Source organism: Nonomuraea sp. NPDC050451 (assembly GCF_044458585.1).
In genome coordinates, this window is the sequence record NZ_JBITHZ010000011.1 from 162,923 (window position 1) to 178,976 (window position 16,054).

The window sequence follows — 16,054 nt, forward strand, 5'->3', positions numbered from 1 at the left end:
ACCGGTGGCCATCCTCGAAGCGTCCCATCTGGTCAAGCGGTTCGGCGGGGTGACCGCCGTGCGCGACCTCAGCCTCACCGTGGGCGAGGGCGAGGTCGTCGGCCTGCTCGGCCCCAACGGCGCGGGCAAGTCGACCACCCTCCACATGCTGCTCGGCCTGATCACCCCCGACGCGGGCACGATCCGGCTGTTCGGCCTCGAGCTGGCCCGGCACCGCACCGAGACGCTCAGCCAGGTCAACTTCGCCGCCAGCTACGTGGACCTGCCCGGCGTGCTGCACGTGCACGAGGTGCTCGACGCGTTCGCCCGGCTCTATGCGCTGCGCCACCCGCGCCGCCGGGTGGAGGAGATGATCGAGCTGTTCGAGCTGGGCCCGCTGCGCAGGCGGAAGATGATGGACCTGTCGTCGGGCCAGCGCACCCGCGTGCACCTCGCCAAGGCGCTGCTCAACGCGCCCAGGCTGCTGGTGCTCGACGAGCCCACGGCCAACCTCGACCCCGACGCCGGCGACCGCGTCCGCGGCCTGCTGTCCGGCCTGGCCAGTGAGAACGGCAGCGCCATGCTGATCACCTCGCACAACATGCGCGAGGTCGAGCGCATGTGCGACCGGATCCACTTCATGTCGGACGGCGTCGTCGTGGCCGCCGGCAGCGCCAAGGAGCTGGCCGGCCACTACGGGGCCGAGGACCTGGAAGAGGTGTTCCTGAAGGTGGCACGCGGATGACCTCGGTGACTCTGCCCCCGTTGAGCCTGGCCGCCCGGCGCACGCGCGTCATGGGCGTGGTCCGGCGCGACCTCGCGGCGCTGCGGCGCAGCCCGGTCAGGATGTTCGAGATCCTGTTCTGGCCGACGATCGAGCTGGTGCTGTGGGGCTTCGTCACGCTGTTCCTGCAGGCGCAGCGGGTGCCGTTCGTGGTGGCGTTCCTGCTCGGGGCGGTGCTGCTCTGGCAGGTGCTGCAGAAGGCCAGCAACGAGATCTCGATCGCGTTCCTGGAGGACATCTGGTCGCGCAACCTACTCAACGTGCAGGTCAGCCCCCTGTCGAGCGTCGAATACCTGATCGGGCTCGTGCTGTTCTCGCTGGGCAAGGTGGCGTTCGCGTTCGCGGTGATGGCCGGGCTGGCCCTCGGCCTGTACGGGTTCGGGCTGACGAGCATGGGCGTGGGGCTGGTGCCGTTCATGGGGGTGCTGCTCGTCCTCGGCTGGTCGCTGGGCCTGGTCGGCATCGCGGCGGTGCTCCGCTTCGGCGAGAACGCGCAGGTGATCGCCTGGTCGCTGGTGTTCGTGGTGCAGCCGCTGGCCGGGATCTTCTACCCGATCTCGGTGCTGCCCGAGCCACTGCGGACGATCTCGTGGCTGCTGCCGGCCTCGCACGTGTTCGAGGGCATGCGCACGGTCATGGGCGGCGGCGCGGTGCCGTGGGACCGGCTGGCCTGGGCGGGCGGGCTCAACGTGGTCTACCTGGCCGGCACGGTGGGGTTGTTCGCGTGGGCGCTCAGGTACGCCCGGCGGCACGGGAAGCTCTCCCGCTTCGGGGACTGACCGCTCCGACGGCGGCCGCGGGCCGGGGGGCGAGCGCGGCGGCGATCACGTCCACCAGGCCCTCGACCACCTCCACGCGGTCCACCTCGGGGTGCTCCAGCCACCAGTCGCCGGTCGTCTGCACCATGCCGACGAACGCGTGCCCCAGCACCTGCGCCCGCACCGGGTCGGGCACCGCGCGCTCGCCGACCAGCAGGCCGCCGAGCTCCTCGCCCAGCCCCCGCACGAGCGCGGTCATGTGGGAGCGGATCCTGGAGTCCTCGGCGCTGGCCCGGTGGAACAGGAACCGGTAGAGGTTGCGGTTGGCCGAGATCAGGTCGAGGTAGACGCCGATGGTCGCCCGCGCCCGGCCCCGCAGGTCGCCCCCCGGGGCGACGAGCTCGGGGCGCAGCTGGGCGATGACCGTGCGCACGTGACGGTCGGCCAGCGCCTGGTAGAGCCCGCTCTTGTCGCCGAAGTGGCGGTAGAGGATGGGCTTGGTGATGCCGGCCTCGGCGGCGATGGCCGCCATCGAGACCTCGGGGCCCTGGGCCAGGATGACCCGGTCGGCCGCGTCGAGCAGCGCCCTGCGCCGGTCGGGGTCCCGTCCACTCACCCGCCCAGGATAGGCCGCCCCGGAATCCGCCTTTCACCTGCCCAGGACGGACCGCAACCTGCCGGGCAGCAGCGCCGAGAGCACCAGCAGCGCGCCGATGATCGTGTAGAGGCCGGTCATCCCGGCCATCGTGCCGGGCGGCTCGGTCAGCTCGGCCCAGGGGACGCCGTTCGGCTGCGACCACGGCAGGCCGCCCTCCCTCGCCCAGGGCAGGCTGCCCGCCACGCCGAGCGCGGCGTTCAGGTCGAGGGCGAACACGGCCCCCGCCGCCGCCAGCGGGATGCCGCAGCCGAGGGCCGCCGCGGGCCAGGCGGTCAGGAGGGTGACGATGAGGGCCACCGCGGCCAGGTAGCCGAGCGCCGCGGGCGCCGGGCCGAACGTGGCGTTGCTCGTACGCAGGGCTCTGGCGGCCGCCTCGGTCAGGTAGTAGACGGGCACGAGGGCGGCCACGCCTGCGGCGGCTCCCACCAGATGTCGATTCTCACGGGTCACACCGCCTTCGTCCCCGCCTCGCGCGCCGATTACGCACGTCAGACCTCTGCCCTCCGGCAGCGCGACCGCCTTTACGTCGTAGATCACACGTTCGCCTCGAAATCGCGAAATTACTGGAAAATACTGGGACTGTTGGTACGCTCGCGCCATGAGTGACCGGCTGGACGATCTCGAGCTGCGGATCGACGAGCTCCGGGCGGGCGTGCGCAAGGCGATGCGGGTCAGGGACGGCGCCACGGCCCGCGCCCTGCGTGCCGAGTTGCGTACCGCGGAGCGCGAGTGGGACGCCCTCGTGAGCGGCGAGCCTCCCCAGACCAAGCCGGAGCCGCCGCGCCTGGTGACCGTGCGCGAGCAGGTCCACCAGGGGCTGCGGCTGCTCGGCGCGGCCGCCCAGCCGCGGCTCGTCGTGGCCGTCAGCGACGCGTTCTTCGGCGGCACGATCCGCAGCGCCCAGCTCACCAGCCTGCGCAGGGACGAGGAGCGCTCGTTCCGCTCGTCGCCGCACGGGCGGCCGTACTACCTGTGCGCCGCGCTGACCGACCGCCTCTCCCCCGCCCGCGGGCTGCTCACGCTCAGCACCTGGCCGCTGGAGCGGCGCGTGGTCGGCCCGCTCAGCCCCCGCGTCGACTTCCTGACCTGCGCCATCGCGGTGGCCTCGCACGACTCACCCGACGGGCGGGCCGACCGGTTACTCCTGCGGATGGCCAGGAACATCCCCGGCGCCACCGACGGCGCCCTGGGCCCGCCCGACCCGGATCGGGTGATCGAGGCGGCCCGCGCCGAGCTGCTCGTGCACGGCGACCGCGACACGCGGGATCGCGCCGAGCTGGCAGAACGCGCCGGCGCGCAGCTCGGTGACGCCGCCCGCCTGTTCGGCGCCGCTACGCTGAGCACGATCAAGAAGGAGAACGCGAAGTGAGCGGCTTGAAGCGCGAAGGCGAACACATCCAGCGGCTTGACGCGTTGCGCGGCACGACGCCGCCCCGCCCGCACGACGCCCGCGCCATCGCGGCCCTGGCCGCCAACCCCGGCTGCACCCGCCGGGCCCTGCTCGACGGCGCCGGCATCGACAAGGACGCCGCCGCCCGGCACCTCGGCTTCCCGGCGCCGTTCGGCCAGTCGCCGTTCGCGATCACGCGCGGCAACATGTTCGAATCACTGGTCAAGGCCGACGGATGCGCGGAGCTGCTGCGGATGCTGCGCGAGCTGCTGCGCCTGCCGGTCGCCGAAGTCGCCTACCACGACGTCGAGAACGTCGGCGCCCACCTGCGCCACGCCCACACCCGCGCGCTGATCGACCGCGCGGCCCGCGAGGGTCAGGACGCGGGCACGCTGTACGACCACCCGCTGCTCACCCTGGAGATCGCCGGCCACACCGCCTACCTGGAGCCCGACGTGGTGGCCTTCCAGCTCGGCGGCCGCTTCCACATCGTGGAGATCAAGTCGTTCGCGGTGATCGACGGGCAGGCCGACCCGGCGGCGGTCGCCGCGGCCGCGCGGCAGGCGGCGGTGTACGTGCTGGCGCTGCGCACGCTCCTGGAGGAGCTGGGCCACGACCCGGCGAAGGTCTCGCACGACGTGGTCCTGGTCTGCCCTGAGAACTTCGCCAACCGGCCCGTCGCGACCCTCGTCGACGTGCGCAAGCAGATGGCCGTGCTGCGCCGCCAGCTCACCCGGATGACCACGCTCGACCGGCTGCTCGAAGGGCTGCCCGACGACCTCACGTTCGACCTGCGGCCCGGCGAGGACGGGCGGCCCACCAGGCCCGTCGCCGAGCTGGCCGACGCGCTGCGCAGGGCGACTGCCCGCTACGCGCCCGACTGCATGTCCGCGTGCGACCTGTGCTTCTTCTGCCGCGACGAGGCCCGCCAGGAGGGCGCCTCCGACCTGCTCGGCCGGCAGGTGCGCGACGAGCTGGGCGGGGTGGCCTCGGTGGCGGAGGCGCTCGGGCTGGCCGACGGCGCCCGCGACCCCGCCGAGGGCCAGGAGGAGATCGCCCGGCTGCTCCGCAACGCCGAACGCCTGCGCAGGGAGTGCCTCACGTGAGCATGCTGACCTCGCTCGCGCGGCTGCGGGCCCTGGAGGAGGGCATCGCGCAGCCCGTCGCGACCGTCAGGCACTGCCATCTGTCCGACCGGCCGATGGTGTTCATCCCGCTCAAGCTGTCGGGCGAGGCCGCCGCGCCGCTGGCCGCCATGCTCGGCACCGACAGGCGGCGGCCGCGCCTGCTCGTGGTGACCCAGCCGCGCAACCGCGACCTGCGCTTCGCCTGGGCCGCCGAGCTGGCCGGGGTGCTGCTGCCGTACGTCGAGGGCTTCATGGCCGACACCGAGACGGTGGAGCGCAAGAACGCCGACCCCTACGAGCGCGTGCTGGACGCGCCGCAGCTCATCGTGCCCAACCAGACCGGGGTGGCCTTCACCAGGCTGCTCGGCCGATCCACGCGCTTCCGCCGGGCCGACGGGCCCTATCCGGTGCCCGAGGCGGTGCCGCTGCTGGGGCGGTGGCTGACGTACTTCGCGGAGCGGGCCGCGTACCCGGGCTCGTCGATGATGCTGGCCGCGACCGAGGAGCTGGGGCGGCACTGGGCGAGCGGGCAGAGCTCCCTGGAGGACGCCAACCTGGCCGCGCTGCTGGCCTGGATCACCAGGGGGCCGGACGACGAGGCCGAGGACCCGCTGATCTGGCCGCCCGCCGGGCCCGCGACCGATCCGGGGTTCGACGCGGAGGTGCTGGCGCCGGCGATGGACAGCGAGTCTCCCGAGCGCATCACCGAGGCGCTGCGCACCCAGCTCGAGCCCACGTGGCGGCTCATGTGGCAGGCCGTCGACCTGCTGGCCGGGCTGGAGGAGGGTTCGAGCGTCGCGCAGCGCTGGGAGCAGGACCGCGGCTCGTTCAGCGGCATGGCGGTGCACATCGCCGAGGGCGCGCCGCCGCAGGCCAGGCGCGACGGGGCGGTCGCCGCCGCGGCCAAGCTGGCCCGCATGGAGCGGGCCCAGGCCGCGTACGACGTGCAGCGCGCCTACGACGACCCCCTGGTCATGGCCGAGTACCGGCTGACCGGGGAGGCGTTCGCGGGCGAGGTGATCGAGACCGTCCCCGACAACACCGAGGGCGAGGGCCGCTCACGCAAGCTCCGCCCGCTGGTGGTGATCAAGACCGACGACCCGGTACGCCTGGCGCCCGGCACCTCGCTGGGCACCCCGCAGCGCCGCAGCCAGGGCGCCGAGCTCGTGGAGGCCGGCCAGGGCCTGGTCACCCTGAAGATCACCAAAGGCATGGGCCGGGGCAAGACGGCCGCGCCGGGAGCGGTGCCCGAGGTCGGCGAGCGCGTCTGCTACACCTCGCTGACCGACGACTTCCAGGGCTCCCCCCACCTGCCCGACTCCGAGGCCACGCCGTGGACGCACGGCGGGCCGCCGCAGGAGTACGTGCCCGACGACGAGGACGCCCAGGAGGAGTGGTCGTGACCGACAGCCCGGAGCAGGTCATCAGGAACGTCCTCGCCGACCTGCCCCGGCACCGCGGCGTCGTGGTCGACTCGCCGCCGGGCGCCGGCAAGTCCACGCTGGTGGTACGGGCGGCGGCGCACATCGCGGCGACCGGCGAGCCCCTGATGATCGTCGCCCAGACGAACGAGCAGGTCGACGACCTGGTGACCCGCATCTCCGACAAGCATCCCCACCTGACCGTGGGACGGCTGTCGGCCGGCGGCTACGTGCCGCCGCTGCGGCTGCTGGAGCTGCCCGGCGTCCGGGTCGGCACCCGGATCCAGGATCTCGGCGATCCGGACATCGTCATCGCGACCGCCGACAAGTGGGCCTGGATCGGCGGCCGGGTGTGGCCGTGGGCGATCGTGGACGAGGCGTACCAGATGCGCTCGGACAAGCTGCTGCGGATCGCGGGGCTGTTCGAGCGGGCGCTGTTCGTGGGCGATCCGGGGCAGCTCGACCCGTTCTCGATCGTGGACGGGGACCGGTGGTCGGGGCTGTCGTGGGATCCGCTGCAGAGCGCGGTGTCGGTGCTGCTGCGCCACAACCCGGACATCCCGGTGCACCGGCTGCCGGTGTCGTGGCGCCTGCCGGCCTCGGCCGCGCCGGTGGTGTCGCAGGCGTTCTACCCGTTCACCGGGTTCCGGTCGGGCACCTCGCACGGTGACCGGCGGCTGGAGCTGACGACCGGCGGCATGGGGACCGTGCACGACCGGGCGCTGGAGGAGGCCGCCCGGTCGGGGTGGGCGCTGCTGGAGCTGCCCAACCGGCACACCGTGCGTACCGACGGGGAGGCCGTGCAGGCGGTGGCCCTGCTGGCCGAGCGGCTGCTGCAGCGCGGCGCCGTGGCCTCGTCCGAGCAGGGCGAGCGGCCGGTGACGGCGGACCGGATCGCGGTCGGGGCCGCCCACCGCGACCAGGTGGCCGCCATCCGGGCCGCCGGGGTGCCGGCGGAGATCACCGTGGACACGGCCAACCGCCTGCAGGGGCGCGAGTACGACGTGACGATCGTCCTGCACCCGCTGTCCGGCCGCCGCGACGCCACGGCCTTCCACCTGGAGTCGGGGCGGCTGTGCGTGCTGGCGTCCCGGCACCGGCACGCCTGCGTCGTGGTGGCCCGGGCGGGCATCGCCGAGCTCCTGGACGCCCACCCGTCGGCGGAGCCGGTGCAGCTGGGGGTGCCGGTCAAGTTCCCCGACGGCTGGGAGGCCAACCAGTCGATCCTCGACCACCTGTCCCACCACCGGGTCTGACGCCGTGTCTGACGCTGGGCCCGGTCGTCAGACGCGGTGCTGCCAGACGTCGATGACCAGGACGGGGCGCATGCCGGCCGACTCATAGAGCCCGAGCGCCGGGGTGGTGTTGTTGGAGTCGACGTGCAGGATCGTGCCCTTGCGGCCGCGCGCCGCGTCGGCGGCGAAGGCGTGGCGGAGCAGGAAGCGCCCCAGGCCCCGGCCGCGGAACTCCGGGACGACCGCGAGCGTGGCCACGTAGCCGCAGCCCTCGTCCGGGACGAACTGGTTGTTGGCGATCAGCACCCCGGCGGGGCGGCCGTCGAGGCGGGCGAGGGTGAGCTGAGACCAGTCCGTCGTCGACAGCGCCTGCCTGCGCGAGTACCACACGTCGTAGTCGACCGGCACGAACCCGAAGTGCTCGGCGAAGCCCTCCTGGTGCACCCGGTGCGCATCGCGCCGCGCGTCCTCGCTCTCCCCCGTGTGCAGGGTCAGCCCGGCGGGCGGGGCGGGCGGCTCCACGGGCGCCCCGTGGTCGATGCGGTGGTCGATGCGCATGCGGTGGAAGCTGGTGCCGGGCGCGAAACCCCGCGCCTCGGCGGTGGCCCGCTTGGCGACGTCCGCGCGGTAGACGCCGATGTGCAGGGTGGCGCCGTCGTGGCCGGCCTCGGCGGCCAGCTCGCCGGCCCGGCCGATCACCAGGGGCCAGAGCCGGTCGTCCAGGCCCGCCCGCTCTAGATCAGGGCCGGGCCGTACGATCACCTCGACGTCCACCGTGTCGCTGTCGCCGACGCGGCACGCCCAGGCCCAGCCGTCGAGACGGCCGTCGCCGTCGCGGGCGAGCCAGCCGTCCCTGTCACGGTCGAAGCCGGGCTCGGCCAGCTCGTCGGCGACGTCGTCGAGCGTCATGTCGGGGCCGCCGATCACCGCGGTGTCATAGGCCGAGATCAGCTCGTGGATGGCCGCGGCGTCTTCCGGACGCGGGCGGCCGAGGGTGTGGTGCATAGCGGGGATTGTCCACAAAACACCGGCCGCGCGCCTCCCATTTTTCACGAGGTCAAGCACGAGGTCTGACCCGGAGGCGCGCTCGGCCGGGTGCTCAGCCCGCCGCGGGGCTGACGGCCTGCTCGTCCTCGGCGGGTGTCGGGGCGCCGCCGCGCAGCGGGATCTCCTTGACGAACGCGGCCAGCACGGGCACGACGACCGCGAACGCGATGGCCCACCAGAAGACGCCGGAGATCGAGGTCGCCAGCGACTCCAGCAGCCCGGTGCGCATCTGCGCGGGCATCTGGGCGACCGCGCTGGGGTCCATCCTGCCGCCGCTCTTGGCCACCCGCTCCGCCGCCTGCTCGCCGAAGCGGGAGGTCAGCTCCGACAGGAAGTGGTTGTTGAAGATCGCTCCGAACAGCGAGACGCCGAACGAGCCCCCGATCGACCTGAAGAAGGTGGTGGCGCTGCTGGAGACGCCCAGGTCCTTCTGCTCGACGCTGTTCTGCGCGATGAGCATCGTGGTCTGCATGAGGAAGCCCATGCCGAGGCCGAGCACGGCGATGTAGATCCCGGTGACCCAGGCGGCGGTGTTGACGTCCATCGTGGACAGCAGCCACATGCCCACGGCCATGCCGATCCCGCCGAGCACCGGGTAGATCTTGTACTTGCCCGTGACGGTGATCGCCTTGCCCACGAACAGCGACACGACCATCGCGGCGCCCATCATCGGCAGCATCAGCAGGCCGGAGTTGGTGGCCGTGGAGCCCTGCACCATCTGCTGGAACAGCGGCAGGAAGTTGATCGCGCCGAACATGGCGAAGCCCAGCAGGAAGCCGATGATCGAGATCAGCGTGAAGTTGCGGTTGGCGAAGAGCTGCAGCGGCATGATCGGCTCCTCGACCTTCCGCTCGACCGCGACGAACAGCGCCAGCGTGACCGCGGCGATCGCGACGAGAGTGAGGATCTGCCAGGAGCCCCAGGCGTACTCGTTGCCGCCCCAGGTCGTGATGAGCACCAGGGCGGTGATGCCGACGGACAGCAGGCCTGCGCCCGCCCAGTCGATGCGCACCTTGTTGCGCAGCTTCGGAAGGTGCAGCTGCGTCACGATCATGGCCAGCGCGACCGCGCCGATCGGCAGGTTCACGTAGAAGGCCCAGCGCCAGTCGAGGTGGTCGGTGATGAAGCCGCCGACCAGCGGGCCCGCGATCATCGCCAGCGACATGACGCCGGCCATGATGCCCTGGTACTGGCCGCGCTCGCGGGGCGGCACCAGGTCCCCGATGATCGCCATGACGTTCACGATCAGGCCGCCGGCGCCGAGGCCCTGGATCGCGCGGAACGCGATCAGCTCGGCCATGCCGCCGTCCGCTCCGCCGAGCAGCGACGAACCCGCCATGCCGCAGAGCGCGGAGCCGACCATGAAGATGACGATCGAGACGATGAAGATGGTCTTGCGACCGTACAGGTCGCCGATCTTGCCCCAGATCGGCGTCGAGACGGTCGTGCCCAGCACGTACGCCGTGACGACCCAGGACAGATGCGTCAGACCGCCGAGCTCCCCGACGATGCGCGGCATGGCCGTGCCCACGATCATGTTGTCGAGCATCGCCAGGACCATGGCTAACATCAGTCCGGGCAGAACGACCATGACCTCGCGGCGCCGTCCGACTGCCTCCGCCACCAGACACCCCCCATTGTGTTTTGGATCTTGCTTACTTGCCGCCCGGCAAGCATAGAATAAGCTAGATACTTACTTGCCGGCCGTCAAGTCGAAAAGGTGTGAAGTGCGGGAAGACACTCGGACCCGGATTCAGGAAGTCGCGCTCCGGCTGTTCACCGAGCAGGGATACGAGGCGACGTCCCTGCGGGAGATCGCCGAGGAGCTCGGGGTGACGAAGGCCGCCCTCTACTACCACTTCAAGACGAAGGACGACATCGTCACGAGCCTGGTCGGCAACCGGCTGGTGGAGCTCGAGGAGCTCCTCTCGTGGGCCCGGAGCCGGCCGAAGACGCCGGAGACGCGGCGCGAGCTGGTCGAGCGCTACGCCGCGGGGATCAGGCGGACCCAGCACATCGGGGTGGCCAGGTTCCTGGAGCGCAACCAGACCGCCCTGCGCGACCATCCGACGCTCACCAAGACCCGCGAGCTGATGATGGAGCTCGTGAACGAGCTGAACGAGCCCGGTGCCACGCCCGTCGAGCGCGTCAGCCGCGCGACGGCGCTGTTCGCGATACACGCGGGGAAATGGATGATCGACGAGGGCCGGCTCTCCGAGGACGAGGTCGAAAAGGCCTCCCTGGAGGTCGCCATGCGCCTGCTGGAGCCATAGCCTTCGGACTTCAAAGCCCTAACGGGACGATTGGCACGCTATATCGAGGGAAGGGGACGGGAACGCATCCAGACGGGAGGAAGCCCAAGTGGAGGCCACGATAGCGCTCCGACTGCCCAGGGATGCGGCGAGCGTCCCCCTGATCAGACAGATGCTGGACGGTACGCTGCGTTCCCTCGGCGTCGACCCGCAGATCCGTGACGACATCGAGCTCATGCTCACCGAGGCGTGTTCCAACGTGATCAGGCACGCGGGGCCCAGCGACGACTACACGGTCAGCGCGTCCGTCCTCGATGACCGGTGCATCATCAAGGTCATCGACAACGGAGTCGGCTTCGATCCGGACACGATCATCAACCCCGAGCCGGGCGCCGAGCACGGCCGCGGGCTGCTGATCATGCGCGCGCTCGCCGATGACATCCGCTTCGTCAACAGGCACGAGCACGGCGCGGTGGTCTGCCTGGAGAAGCAGCTGCGGTACGCGCCGGGGGCGGCCGGGCTCTACCTCATGGCCATGTGAACCGGCCCCCGGTCACTGAAGGGTCATCAAGGGCTCGTACGCCGCTCCACCGGGCGATGCCCGTGGATCCGCGGACCACGCAGATCCCCGCCGCGTCCATGCTCCCTGGGCCCATGCTCCTTGGGCCCGCGTTCCCTGGGCTCGCGTACCTTGGACGGGGCGCCGCCGAGCAGGAAGCGGCGGCGCGTCCGTGACGTGCTCCCGCTCAGCTGCGCCCGCAGCCGGGCGGGAACGGCGTCCCCGCTGAGTTTGAGCGTCAGCTTCGGCCCGCCCCGGGCCAGCCTGGCCAGCCGCCGCCGCAGGCCGCGCCAGTCGGTCAGCATCGAGCCGGCCATGCACCCGAGGACGACCAGGGCGACCACCGAGATGGCCAGCACGGACAGGACGATGAGCAGGAGCACGACGGCGAGGGAGCCGATCGTGCCGAGCACCTCCATCATTCGGCGGAGAATGCCCGGCGCCCAGCGCTTTATGCCAATTTTCCGGGATAGATCGTCCTTACTCCAGCGCGCTGTCGGTGCGCAGGTCGAACCGCCCCGGCAGGATGTCGAGCCGGCGCAGTATCACGCCCTCGCGCAGCGCCCACGGGCACACCTCCAGCCGGTCCACCTCGAACAGGTCCATGGCCGCGTCGGCGACCAGCGCCCCGGCCGCCAGCTGCGCCGCCCGCCCCTCTGACACGCCGGGCAGCTGGGCCCGCTCGGCGCCGCCCATGGTGGTCAGCTTGACCGCCCAGTCGGCCATGGCCTGCCTGGACAGCGGGCGGGAGACGTACGGCCCGTCGCTGGAGGGCGCCGCGCCCGCGATCCTGGCGAGCTGCTTGAACGTCTTGGACGTGGCCACCGCGCGGTCGGCCTCGCCGTTCCTGACGACGTCGCCGACCGTGCGGGCGATCTCGGTCCGTACGTGCTTGCGCAGCTTGCGCACTTCCTCGGCGGACGGCGGGTCGGCGCTGAACCAGTCACGCGTCAGCCTCCCTGCGCCCAGCGGCAGCGACACGGCCACGTCGGGCTCCTCGTCCACCCCGGAGGCGATCTCCAGCGAGCCACCACCGATGTCGAACACCAGCAGCCGCCCCGACGACCAGCCGAACCACCGCCGCACCGCCAGGAACGTCAGCCTGGCCTCGTCACGCCCGGACAGCACCTCGATGTGCACCCCGCTGCGCTCCTCGACCTGTGCCAGGACCTCCTCGCCGTTGGCCGCCTCGCGCACGGCCGAGGTGGCGAAGGCCAGCAGGTCCTCCACCCCCTTGTCCTCCGCCAGGTGCACGGCCTCCTCCACGAAGGCCCCGAGCCGCTCGATGCCCTCGTCGCCCAGCCGGTTGTCCTTGTCGAGGTATTCCGTGAGGCGGAGCCCCTCCTTGTGGGAGTAGGCGGGCATGGGCCGGGCGCCCCTGTGGGCGTCGACGACCAGTAAATGGACAGTGTTCGAGCCGATGTCCAGCACGCCGAGTCGCATGGGAAAACGCTACCGTTATGCCGCTTTTACGGCGAAGTTGAGTCGGAAGTGGTTGAGCATGGCCGGCAGTGCCCCCTCCAAGCGTACGGACGGTCTGACTGAGCGCTCACGCAGGACGGCGTCCAGGAGAGCGGCGGCGGTGAACAGCACGAGGTCCTCCCCCGCGCAGCGCGCGAACCCGGCGCTGAACGGCACTCCCGCCCACTCGCCGCCGCCCTCGCGCCACAGCCCGGGGCGGTAGGAGTCGCCGGGCTCGGCCCTGTTCACGTACGGGCTGTAGATCATCGCGGTCGTGCCCTCGGGAACGTCCCACTCGGTCGGGTCGGCGGCCTCGCGCACGATGGCGGTCGTGATGGGCCACAGCCGCACGGACTCCAGCACGGTGGCCCTCAGGTCCGCGGGCCCCTGATGGGCGGCGGCCAGCGCGAGGGCCCGGTAGGCGGCCGCGGCGGCCCCGTCGAAGGCGAACAGCCACTGCGGCACCTGCCCCTCGGGGTGCACGTCGGCCGCGGCGTGCGCGCGGGCCAGCTCGGCCGCCAGGCTGCCCGGCTCGGACCGAGCCAGGTGCCGGGCCAGCCGGCGCCGGAAGGCGTTGAACACGTCGGTACGGCGCCCGCGCAGCTCCGACCAGTTGGCGTCGGCGCGCAGCCGGTCGAGCTGCCGGGTGAGGATCACATCGTCCCGCGCGCCGTCGCCGAGCACGATGCGCCGCACGATCCGCCAGTGCGTGGCGTGGAAGCGCGGCCAGGTCAGCAGCCCGTCGCGGGGCAGCGTGGCCACCTCCTCCTCGACGACCCGGGCGAAGGGGGCGAATCCGGAGCCGAGCACCTGGTCGTTCAGGGCGCGCCGGCGCTCGCGCAGGCCGGGGTCGCGGGTGATCAGCAGGCCGTCGGGCTGGAAGTGGCCGAGGGCGCCGCGTTTGGCCCTGGCCGCCGGGGTGAACGCCCGGTCCTCGAGCACCGCGCGCACGTCGTGCGAGGCCAGCGGCAGCATCACCCAGCCGCGTCCGGGCACCCGTACCAGGAGCGGGCCCTCGCCGTGCTCGGCGCGCAGCCGGGCGAGCAGCCGGATCGCCCGGCCGTCGGCGTCGGCGAGCTCCGCCAGCCGCACCGCGAGCGGGCGGCGCGCGACGGGGCCCTGCACGACCGACGGCAGCGCCACGGCGGCGGCCAGGGCCAGGGTCTCCGCGGCCGTGACCCGGGGCAGCCGTGTGATCGTGGACATGCTCCAGGGACTACCCTTCCTTGGTGTCGTGGACACGTTTGGGGGACTTTTGAGCGCTTGCTGTGGGCCGAGCAGAGACGGCGCCGCGGAGCCGTACGCGCAGCCGGTGATCGCCGTACGGCGGGAGGCGCCGCGCGGGATGGTACGCGTGCCCGGCGGAACGTTCCTCATGGGCGGCGACGACCCCGACGGGAGGCCCGAGGACGGCGAGGGGCCGGTGCGCGAGGTGCGGCTGGACCCGTTCATGATCGATCCGACGTGCGTGACGAACGCGCAGTTCGCCACGTTCGTGAAGGAGACCGGCTACGTCACGGAGGCCGAGCGGATCGGCTGGTCGTTCGTGTTCGCCCAGTTCGCCACGGGTGGGGTGATGGACGCCACCGTGCCCGGCGCGTCCTGGTGGGTGGGCGTCGAGGGCGCCTCGTGGCGCTCGCCGGAGGGCCCGGGGTCGTCGGCCGGCGACCGGCAGAACCACCCCGTCGTGCACGTGTCCTGGAACGACGCGACCGCGTACGCGACGTGGGCGGGCAAGCGGCTGCCCACGGAGGCGGAGTGGGAGATGGCCGCCCGCGGCGGCCTGGAGCGCAAGCGCTACCCGTGGGGCGACGAGCTGGCGCCCAAGGGGCGGCAGCGGTGCAACATCTGGCAGGGCCGCTTCCCGGTGGCGCCGAGCAAGGGGACGGTGCCGGTCAAGTCGTTCCAGCCCAACGGGTACGGCCTCTACAACGTCTCCGGCAACGTCTGGGAGTGGACGGCCGACTGGTGGGGCACGACCTGGGAGGCGTCCGCCGACAACCCGGCCGGTCCTGCGGAGGGCTCGGCGAAGGTGATCCGTGGCGGCTCGTACATGTGCCACGACTCCTACTGCAACCGCTACCGCGTGGCCGCCCGCACCTCCAACACGCCTGACTCCGCCACCGGGCACACGGGTTTCCGCTGTGCGGCCCTAGTCTGATCGCATGTCACGAACCCTGCGACTGTTGATCACCGGTGGCGGCACCGGTGGTCACACCTATCCGGCTCTGACCACCCTGTCGGCCGTCCAGCGGCGTCAGGTGCCCCACGACGTGCTCTGGGTGGGCACGGCCAACGGCCTGGAGGCGCGGATCACGGCCGAGCACGGCATCCCGTTCAAGGCGATCACCACGGGCAAGCTGCGCCGCCGTCCGAACCTCAAGGAGCTGGGCACCAACATCGCCGACGTCTTCCGCATCCCGATCGGGGTGCTGCAGGCGGTGGGGCACGCGGCCCGCTACCTGCCGGACGTGGTGCTGTCGACCGGGGGGTACGTGGCGGTGCCCATCGGGGTCGCGGCCAAGCTGATCCGCCGGCCGCTGGTGATGCACGAGCAGACGACCGTCGTGGGGCTGGCCAACCGCATCCTCGCCAGGCTGGCGACCAGGATCGCGCTGTCGCACGAGTCGTCGCTGGAGTATTTGCCCGCCTCCGCGCGCTCGAAGGCCGTGGTGACCGGAAACCCGATCAGGCCCGAGCTGCTGCAGGGCAACCGGGCGGCGGCCTACGACCTGTTCGGGCTGACGTTCGAGGTGCCGCTGATCTACGTGACGGGCGGCGCGCAGGGCAGCAAGCAGGTCAACACCTTGATCGCGGAGATCCTGCCGCGGCTGCTGCCGCACGCGCAGGTCGTGCACCAGTGCGGGCCGGCGTGGATCGACCAGATGCGGGCCGTGGCGCTGCCCACCGACCTGGCCGATCGCTACCATCCGGTGCCGTACGTGGGCGGGGAGCTGGCCGATCTGTTCGCCGCGGCCGACGTGGTGATCTCCCGCAGCGGGGCGGGGACGGTGTCGGAGCTGACGGCCATCGGCAAGCCCTCCGTGCTCGTGCCCTTGATCCCCACCGGGGGTGACGAGCAGCGCAAGAACGCCGCGTACCTGGTCTCGGCGGGGGCCGCGCGGGCCCTGCTGGAGCCGCATCCGACGGCCGAGCAGCTGCTGGCCGAGCTGATGCCCCTGCTGGCCGACCCGGGGCTGCGCCAGACGATGGGCCAGGCGTCGGCCAAGCTCGGACGCGTGGACGCGGCCGACGCCCTGTGCGACCTCCTCCTGGAGACCGCCCGCCCCACCTGAAGCCCACCGGCCGCACTCCGGCTGAGGTCCCTTCGAGGTGAGGGATGCCGCCCGTGCGCGCCGCCGCGCGTCCGGCGGCCCGAAGGA

The 16,054-nt window shown here is 72.2% G+C and carries 17 protein-coding genes; 10 read left to right on the forward strand and 7 right to left on the reverse strand.

Annotation, left to right across the window (positions count from 1 at the left end; genetic code table 11):
* Positions 1 to 4 precede the first annotated feature (4 nt).
* Together ACIBI9_RS31105 and ACIBI9_RS31110 are read left to right on the forward strand one after the other, a co-directional pair.
* Positions 5 to 724 (forward strand): ABC transporter ATP-binding protein, encoded by a 720-nt coding sequence (locus ACIBI9_RS31105; RefSeq protein ID WP_397226994.1) that lies wholly within the window; start codon positions 5 to 7, stop codon positions 722 to 724.
* On the forward strand, positions 721 to 1,542 hold the full coding sequence (locus ACIBI9_RS31110) for an ABC transporter permease (RefSeq protein ID WP_397226996.1): 822 nt from the start codon (positions 721 to 723) through the stop codon (positions 1,540 to 1,542). The genes ACIBI9_RS31105 and ACIBI9_RS31110 overlap by 4 nt, the downstream gene beginning before the upstream one ends.
* Here ACIBI9_RS31110 and ACIBI9_RS31115 read toward each other — a convergent pair.
* Together ACIBI9_RS31115 and ACIBI9_RS31120 are read right to left on the reverse strand one after the other, a co-directional pair.
* On the reverse strand, positions 1,496 to 2,137 hold the full coding sequence (locus ACIBI9_RS31115; RefSeq protein ID WP_397226998.1) for a TetR/AcrR family transcriptional regulator: 642 nt from the start codon (positions 2,135 to 2,137) through the stop codon (positions 1,496 to 1,498). The genes ACIBI9_RS31110 and ACIBI9_RS31115 overlap by 47 nt on opposite strands.
* A 33-nt stretch (positions 2,138 to 2,170) precedes the next feature.
* Positions 2,171 to 2,629: a hypothetical protein gene (locus ACIBI9_RS31120; protein WP_397226999.1), complete on the reverse strand. Its 459-nt coding sequence runs from the start codon at positions 2,627 to 2,629 to the stop codon at positions 2,171 to 2,173.
* 148 nt (positions 2,630 to 2,777) lie between these two features.
* Between ACIBI9_RS31120 and ACIBI9_RS31125 the strand changes: the two genes are divergently transcribed.
* Genes ACIBI9_RS31125 through ACIBI9_RS31140 form a run of 4 tightly spaced genes read left to right on the forward strand, consistent with a single transcriptional unit; the run spans position 2,778 to position 7,373 of the window.
* Entirely contained in the window at positions 2,778 to 3,548 is a 771-nt protein-coding gene (locus ACIBI9_RS31125) for a hypothetical protein (RefSeq protein WP_397227001.1), read from the forward strand.
* A complete protein-coding gene (locus tag ACIBI9_RS31130) occupies positions 3,545 to 4,675 on the forward strand; it encodes a hypothetical protein (RefSeq protein ID WP_394501335.1) in 1,131 nt (376 codons plus the stop codon). Before ACIBI9_RS31125 ends, ACIBI9_RS31130 begins: the two co-directional genes overlap by 4 nt.
* A 2-nt stretch (positions 4,676 to 4,677) precedes the next feature.
* Positions 4,678 to 6,099 carry a hypothetical protein gene (locus ACIBI9_RS31135; RefSeq protein WP_397227319.1) on the forward strand — a complete coding sequence of 474 codons (1,422 nt, stop codon included), beginning with the start codon at positions 4,678 to 4,680 and terminating at the stop codon, positions 6,097 to 6,099.
* Positions 6,096 to 7,373 carry an AAA family ATPase gene (locus ACIBI9_RS31140; protein ID WP_397227003.1) on the forward strand — a complete coding sequence of 426 codons (1,278 nt, stop codon included), beginning with the start codon at positions 6,096 to 6,098 and terminating at the stop codon, positions 7,371 to 7,373. The genes ACIBI9_RS31135 and ACIBI9_RS31140 overlap by 4 nt, the downstream gene beginning before the upstream one ends.
* Positions 7,374 to 7,400: 27 nt before the next feature.
* Here ACIBI9_RS31140 and ACIBI9_RS31145 read toward each other — a convergent pair whose 3' ends face one another.
* Together ACIBI9_RS31145 and ACIBI9_RS31150 are read right to left on the reverse strand one after the other, a co-directional pair.
* Entirely contained in the window at positions 7,401 to 8,357 is a 957-nt protein-coding gene (locus tag ACIBI9_RS31145; protein ID WP_397227005.1) for a GNAT family N-acetyltransferase, read from the reverse strand.
* A 94-nt stretch (positions 8,358 to 8,451) separates the two neighbouring features.
* Positions 8,452 to 10,023 (reverse strand): MDR family MFS transporter, encoded by a 1,572-nt coding sequence (locus tag ACIBI9_RS31150; protein ID WP_397227007.1) that lies wholly within the window; start codon positions 10,021 to 10,023, stop codon positions 8,452 to 8,454.
* A gap of 103 nt (positions 10,024 to 10,126) precedes the next feature.
* On the opposite strand from ACIBI9_RS31150, the gene ACIBI9_RS31155 reads away from it, so the two are divergent.
* On the forward strand, positions 10,127 to 10,672 hold the full coding sequence (locus ACIBI9_RS31155; RefSeq protein WP_397227009.1) for a TetR/AcrR family transcriptional regulator: 546 nt from the start codon (positions 10,127 to 10,129) through the stop codon (positions 10,670 to 10,672).
* Between the two features lie 88 nt (positions 10,673 to 10,760).
* Complete coding sequence (locus tag ACIBI9_RS31160) at positions 10,761 to 11,192, forward strand: ATP-binding protein (protein ID WP_397227011.1); 432 nt, start codon at positions 10,761 to 10,763, stop codon at positions 11,190 to 11,192.
* A 26-nt stretch (positions 11,193 to 11,218) separates the two neighbouring features.
* Here ACIBI9_RS31160 and ACIBI9_RS31165 read toward each other — a convergent pair whose 3' ends face one another.
* Genes ACIBI9_RS31165 through ACIBI9_RS31175 form a run of 3 tightly spaced genes read right to left on the reverse strand, consistent with a single transcriptional unit; the run spans position 11,219 to position 13,877 of the window.
* A complete protein-coding gene (locus ACIBI9_RS31165; protein WP_397227013.1) occupies positions 11,219 to 11,632 on the reverse strand; it encodes a hypothetical protein in 414 nt (137 codons plus the stop codon).
* 58 nt (positions 11,633 to 11,690) lie between these two features.
* On the reverse strand, positions 11,691 to 12,653 hold the full coding sequence (locus tag ACIBI9_RS31170; protein WP_397227015.1) for a Ppx/GppA family phosphatase: 963 nt from the start codon (positions 12,651 to 12,653) through the stop codon (positions 11,691 to 11,693).
* A 15-nt stretch (positions 12,654 to 12,668) separates the two neighbouring features.
* The gene (locus ACIBI9_RS31175) at positions 12,669 to 13,877 is read right to left on the reverse strand and encodes a cytochrome P450 (RefSeq protein ID WP_397227017.1); all 1,209 of its coding nucleotides are present in this window, start codon (positions 13,875 to 13,877) and stop codon (positions 12,669 to 12,671) included.
* A 139-nt stretch (positions 13,878 to 14,016) separates the two neighbouring features.
* Between ACIBI9_RS31175 and ACIBI9_RS31180 the strand changes: the two genes are divergently transcribed.
* Together ACIBI9_RS31180 and ACIBI9_RS31185 are read left to right on the forward strand one after the other, a co-directional pair.
* Positions 14,017 to 14,832 carry a formylglycine-generating enzyme family protein gene (locus tag ACIBI9_RS31180; RefSeq protein WP_397227321.1) on the forward strand — a complete coding sequence of 272 codons (816 nt, stop codon included), beginning with the start codon at positions 14,017 to 14,019 and terminating at the stop codon, positions 14,830 to 14,832.
* 4 nt (positions 14,833 to 14,836) lie between these two features.
* Complete coding sequence (locus tag ACIBI9_RS31185; RefSeq protein WP_397227019.1) at positions 14,837 to 15,967, forward strand: UDP-N-acetylglucosamine--N-acetylmuramyl-(pentapeptide) pyrophosphoryl-undecaprenol N-acetylglucosamine transferase; 1,131 nt, start codon at positions 14,837 to 14,839, stop codon at positions 15,965 to 15,967.
* Positions 15,968 to 16,054 lie beyond the last annotated feature (87 nt).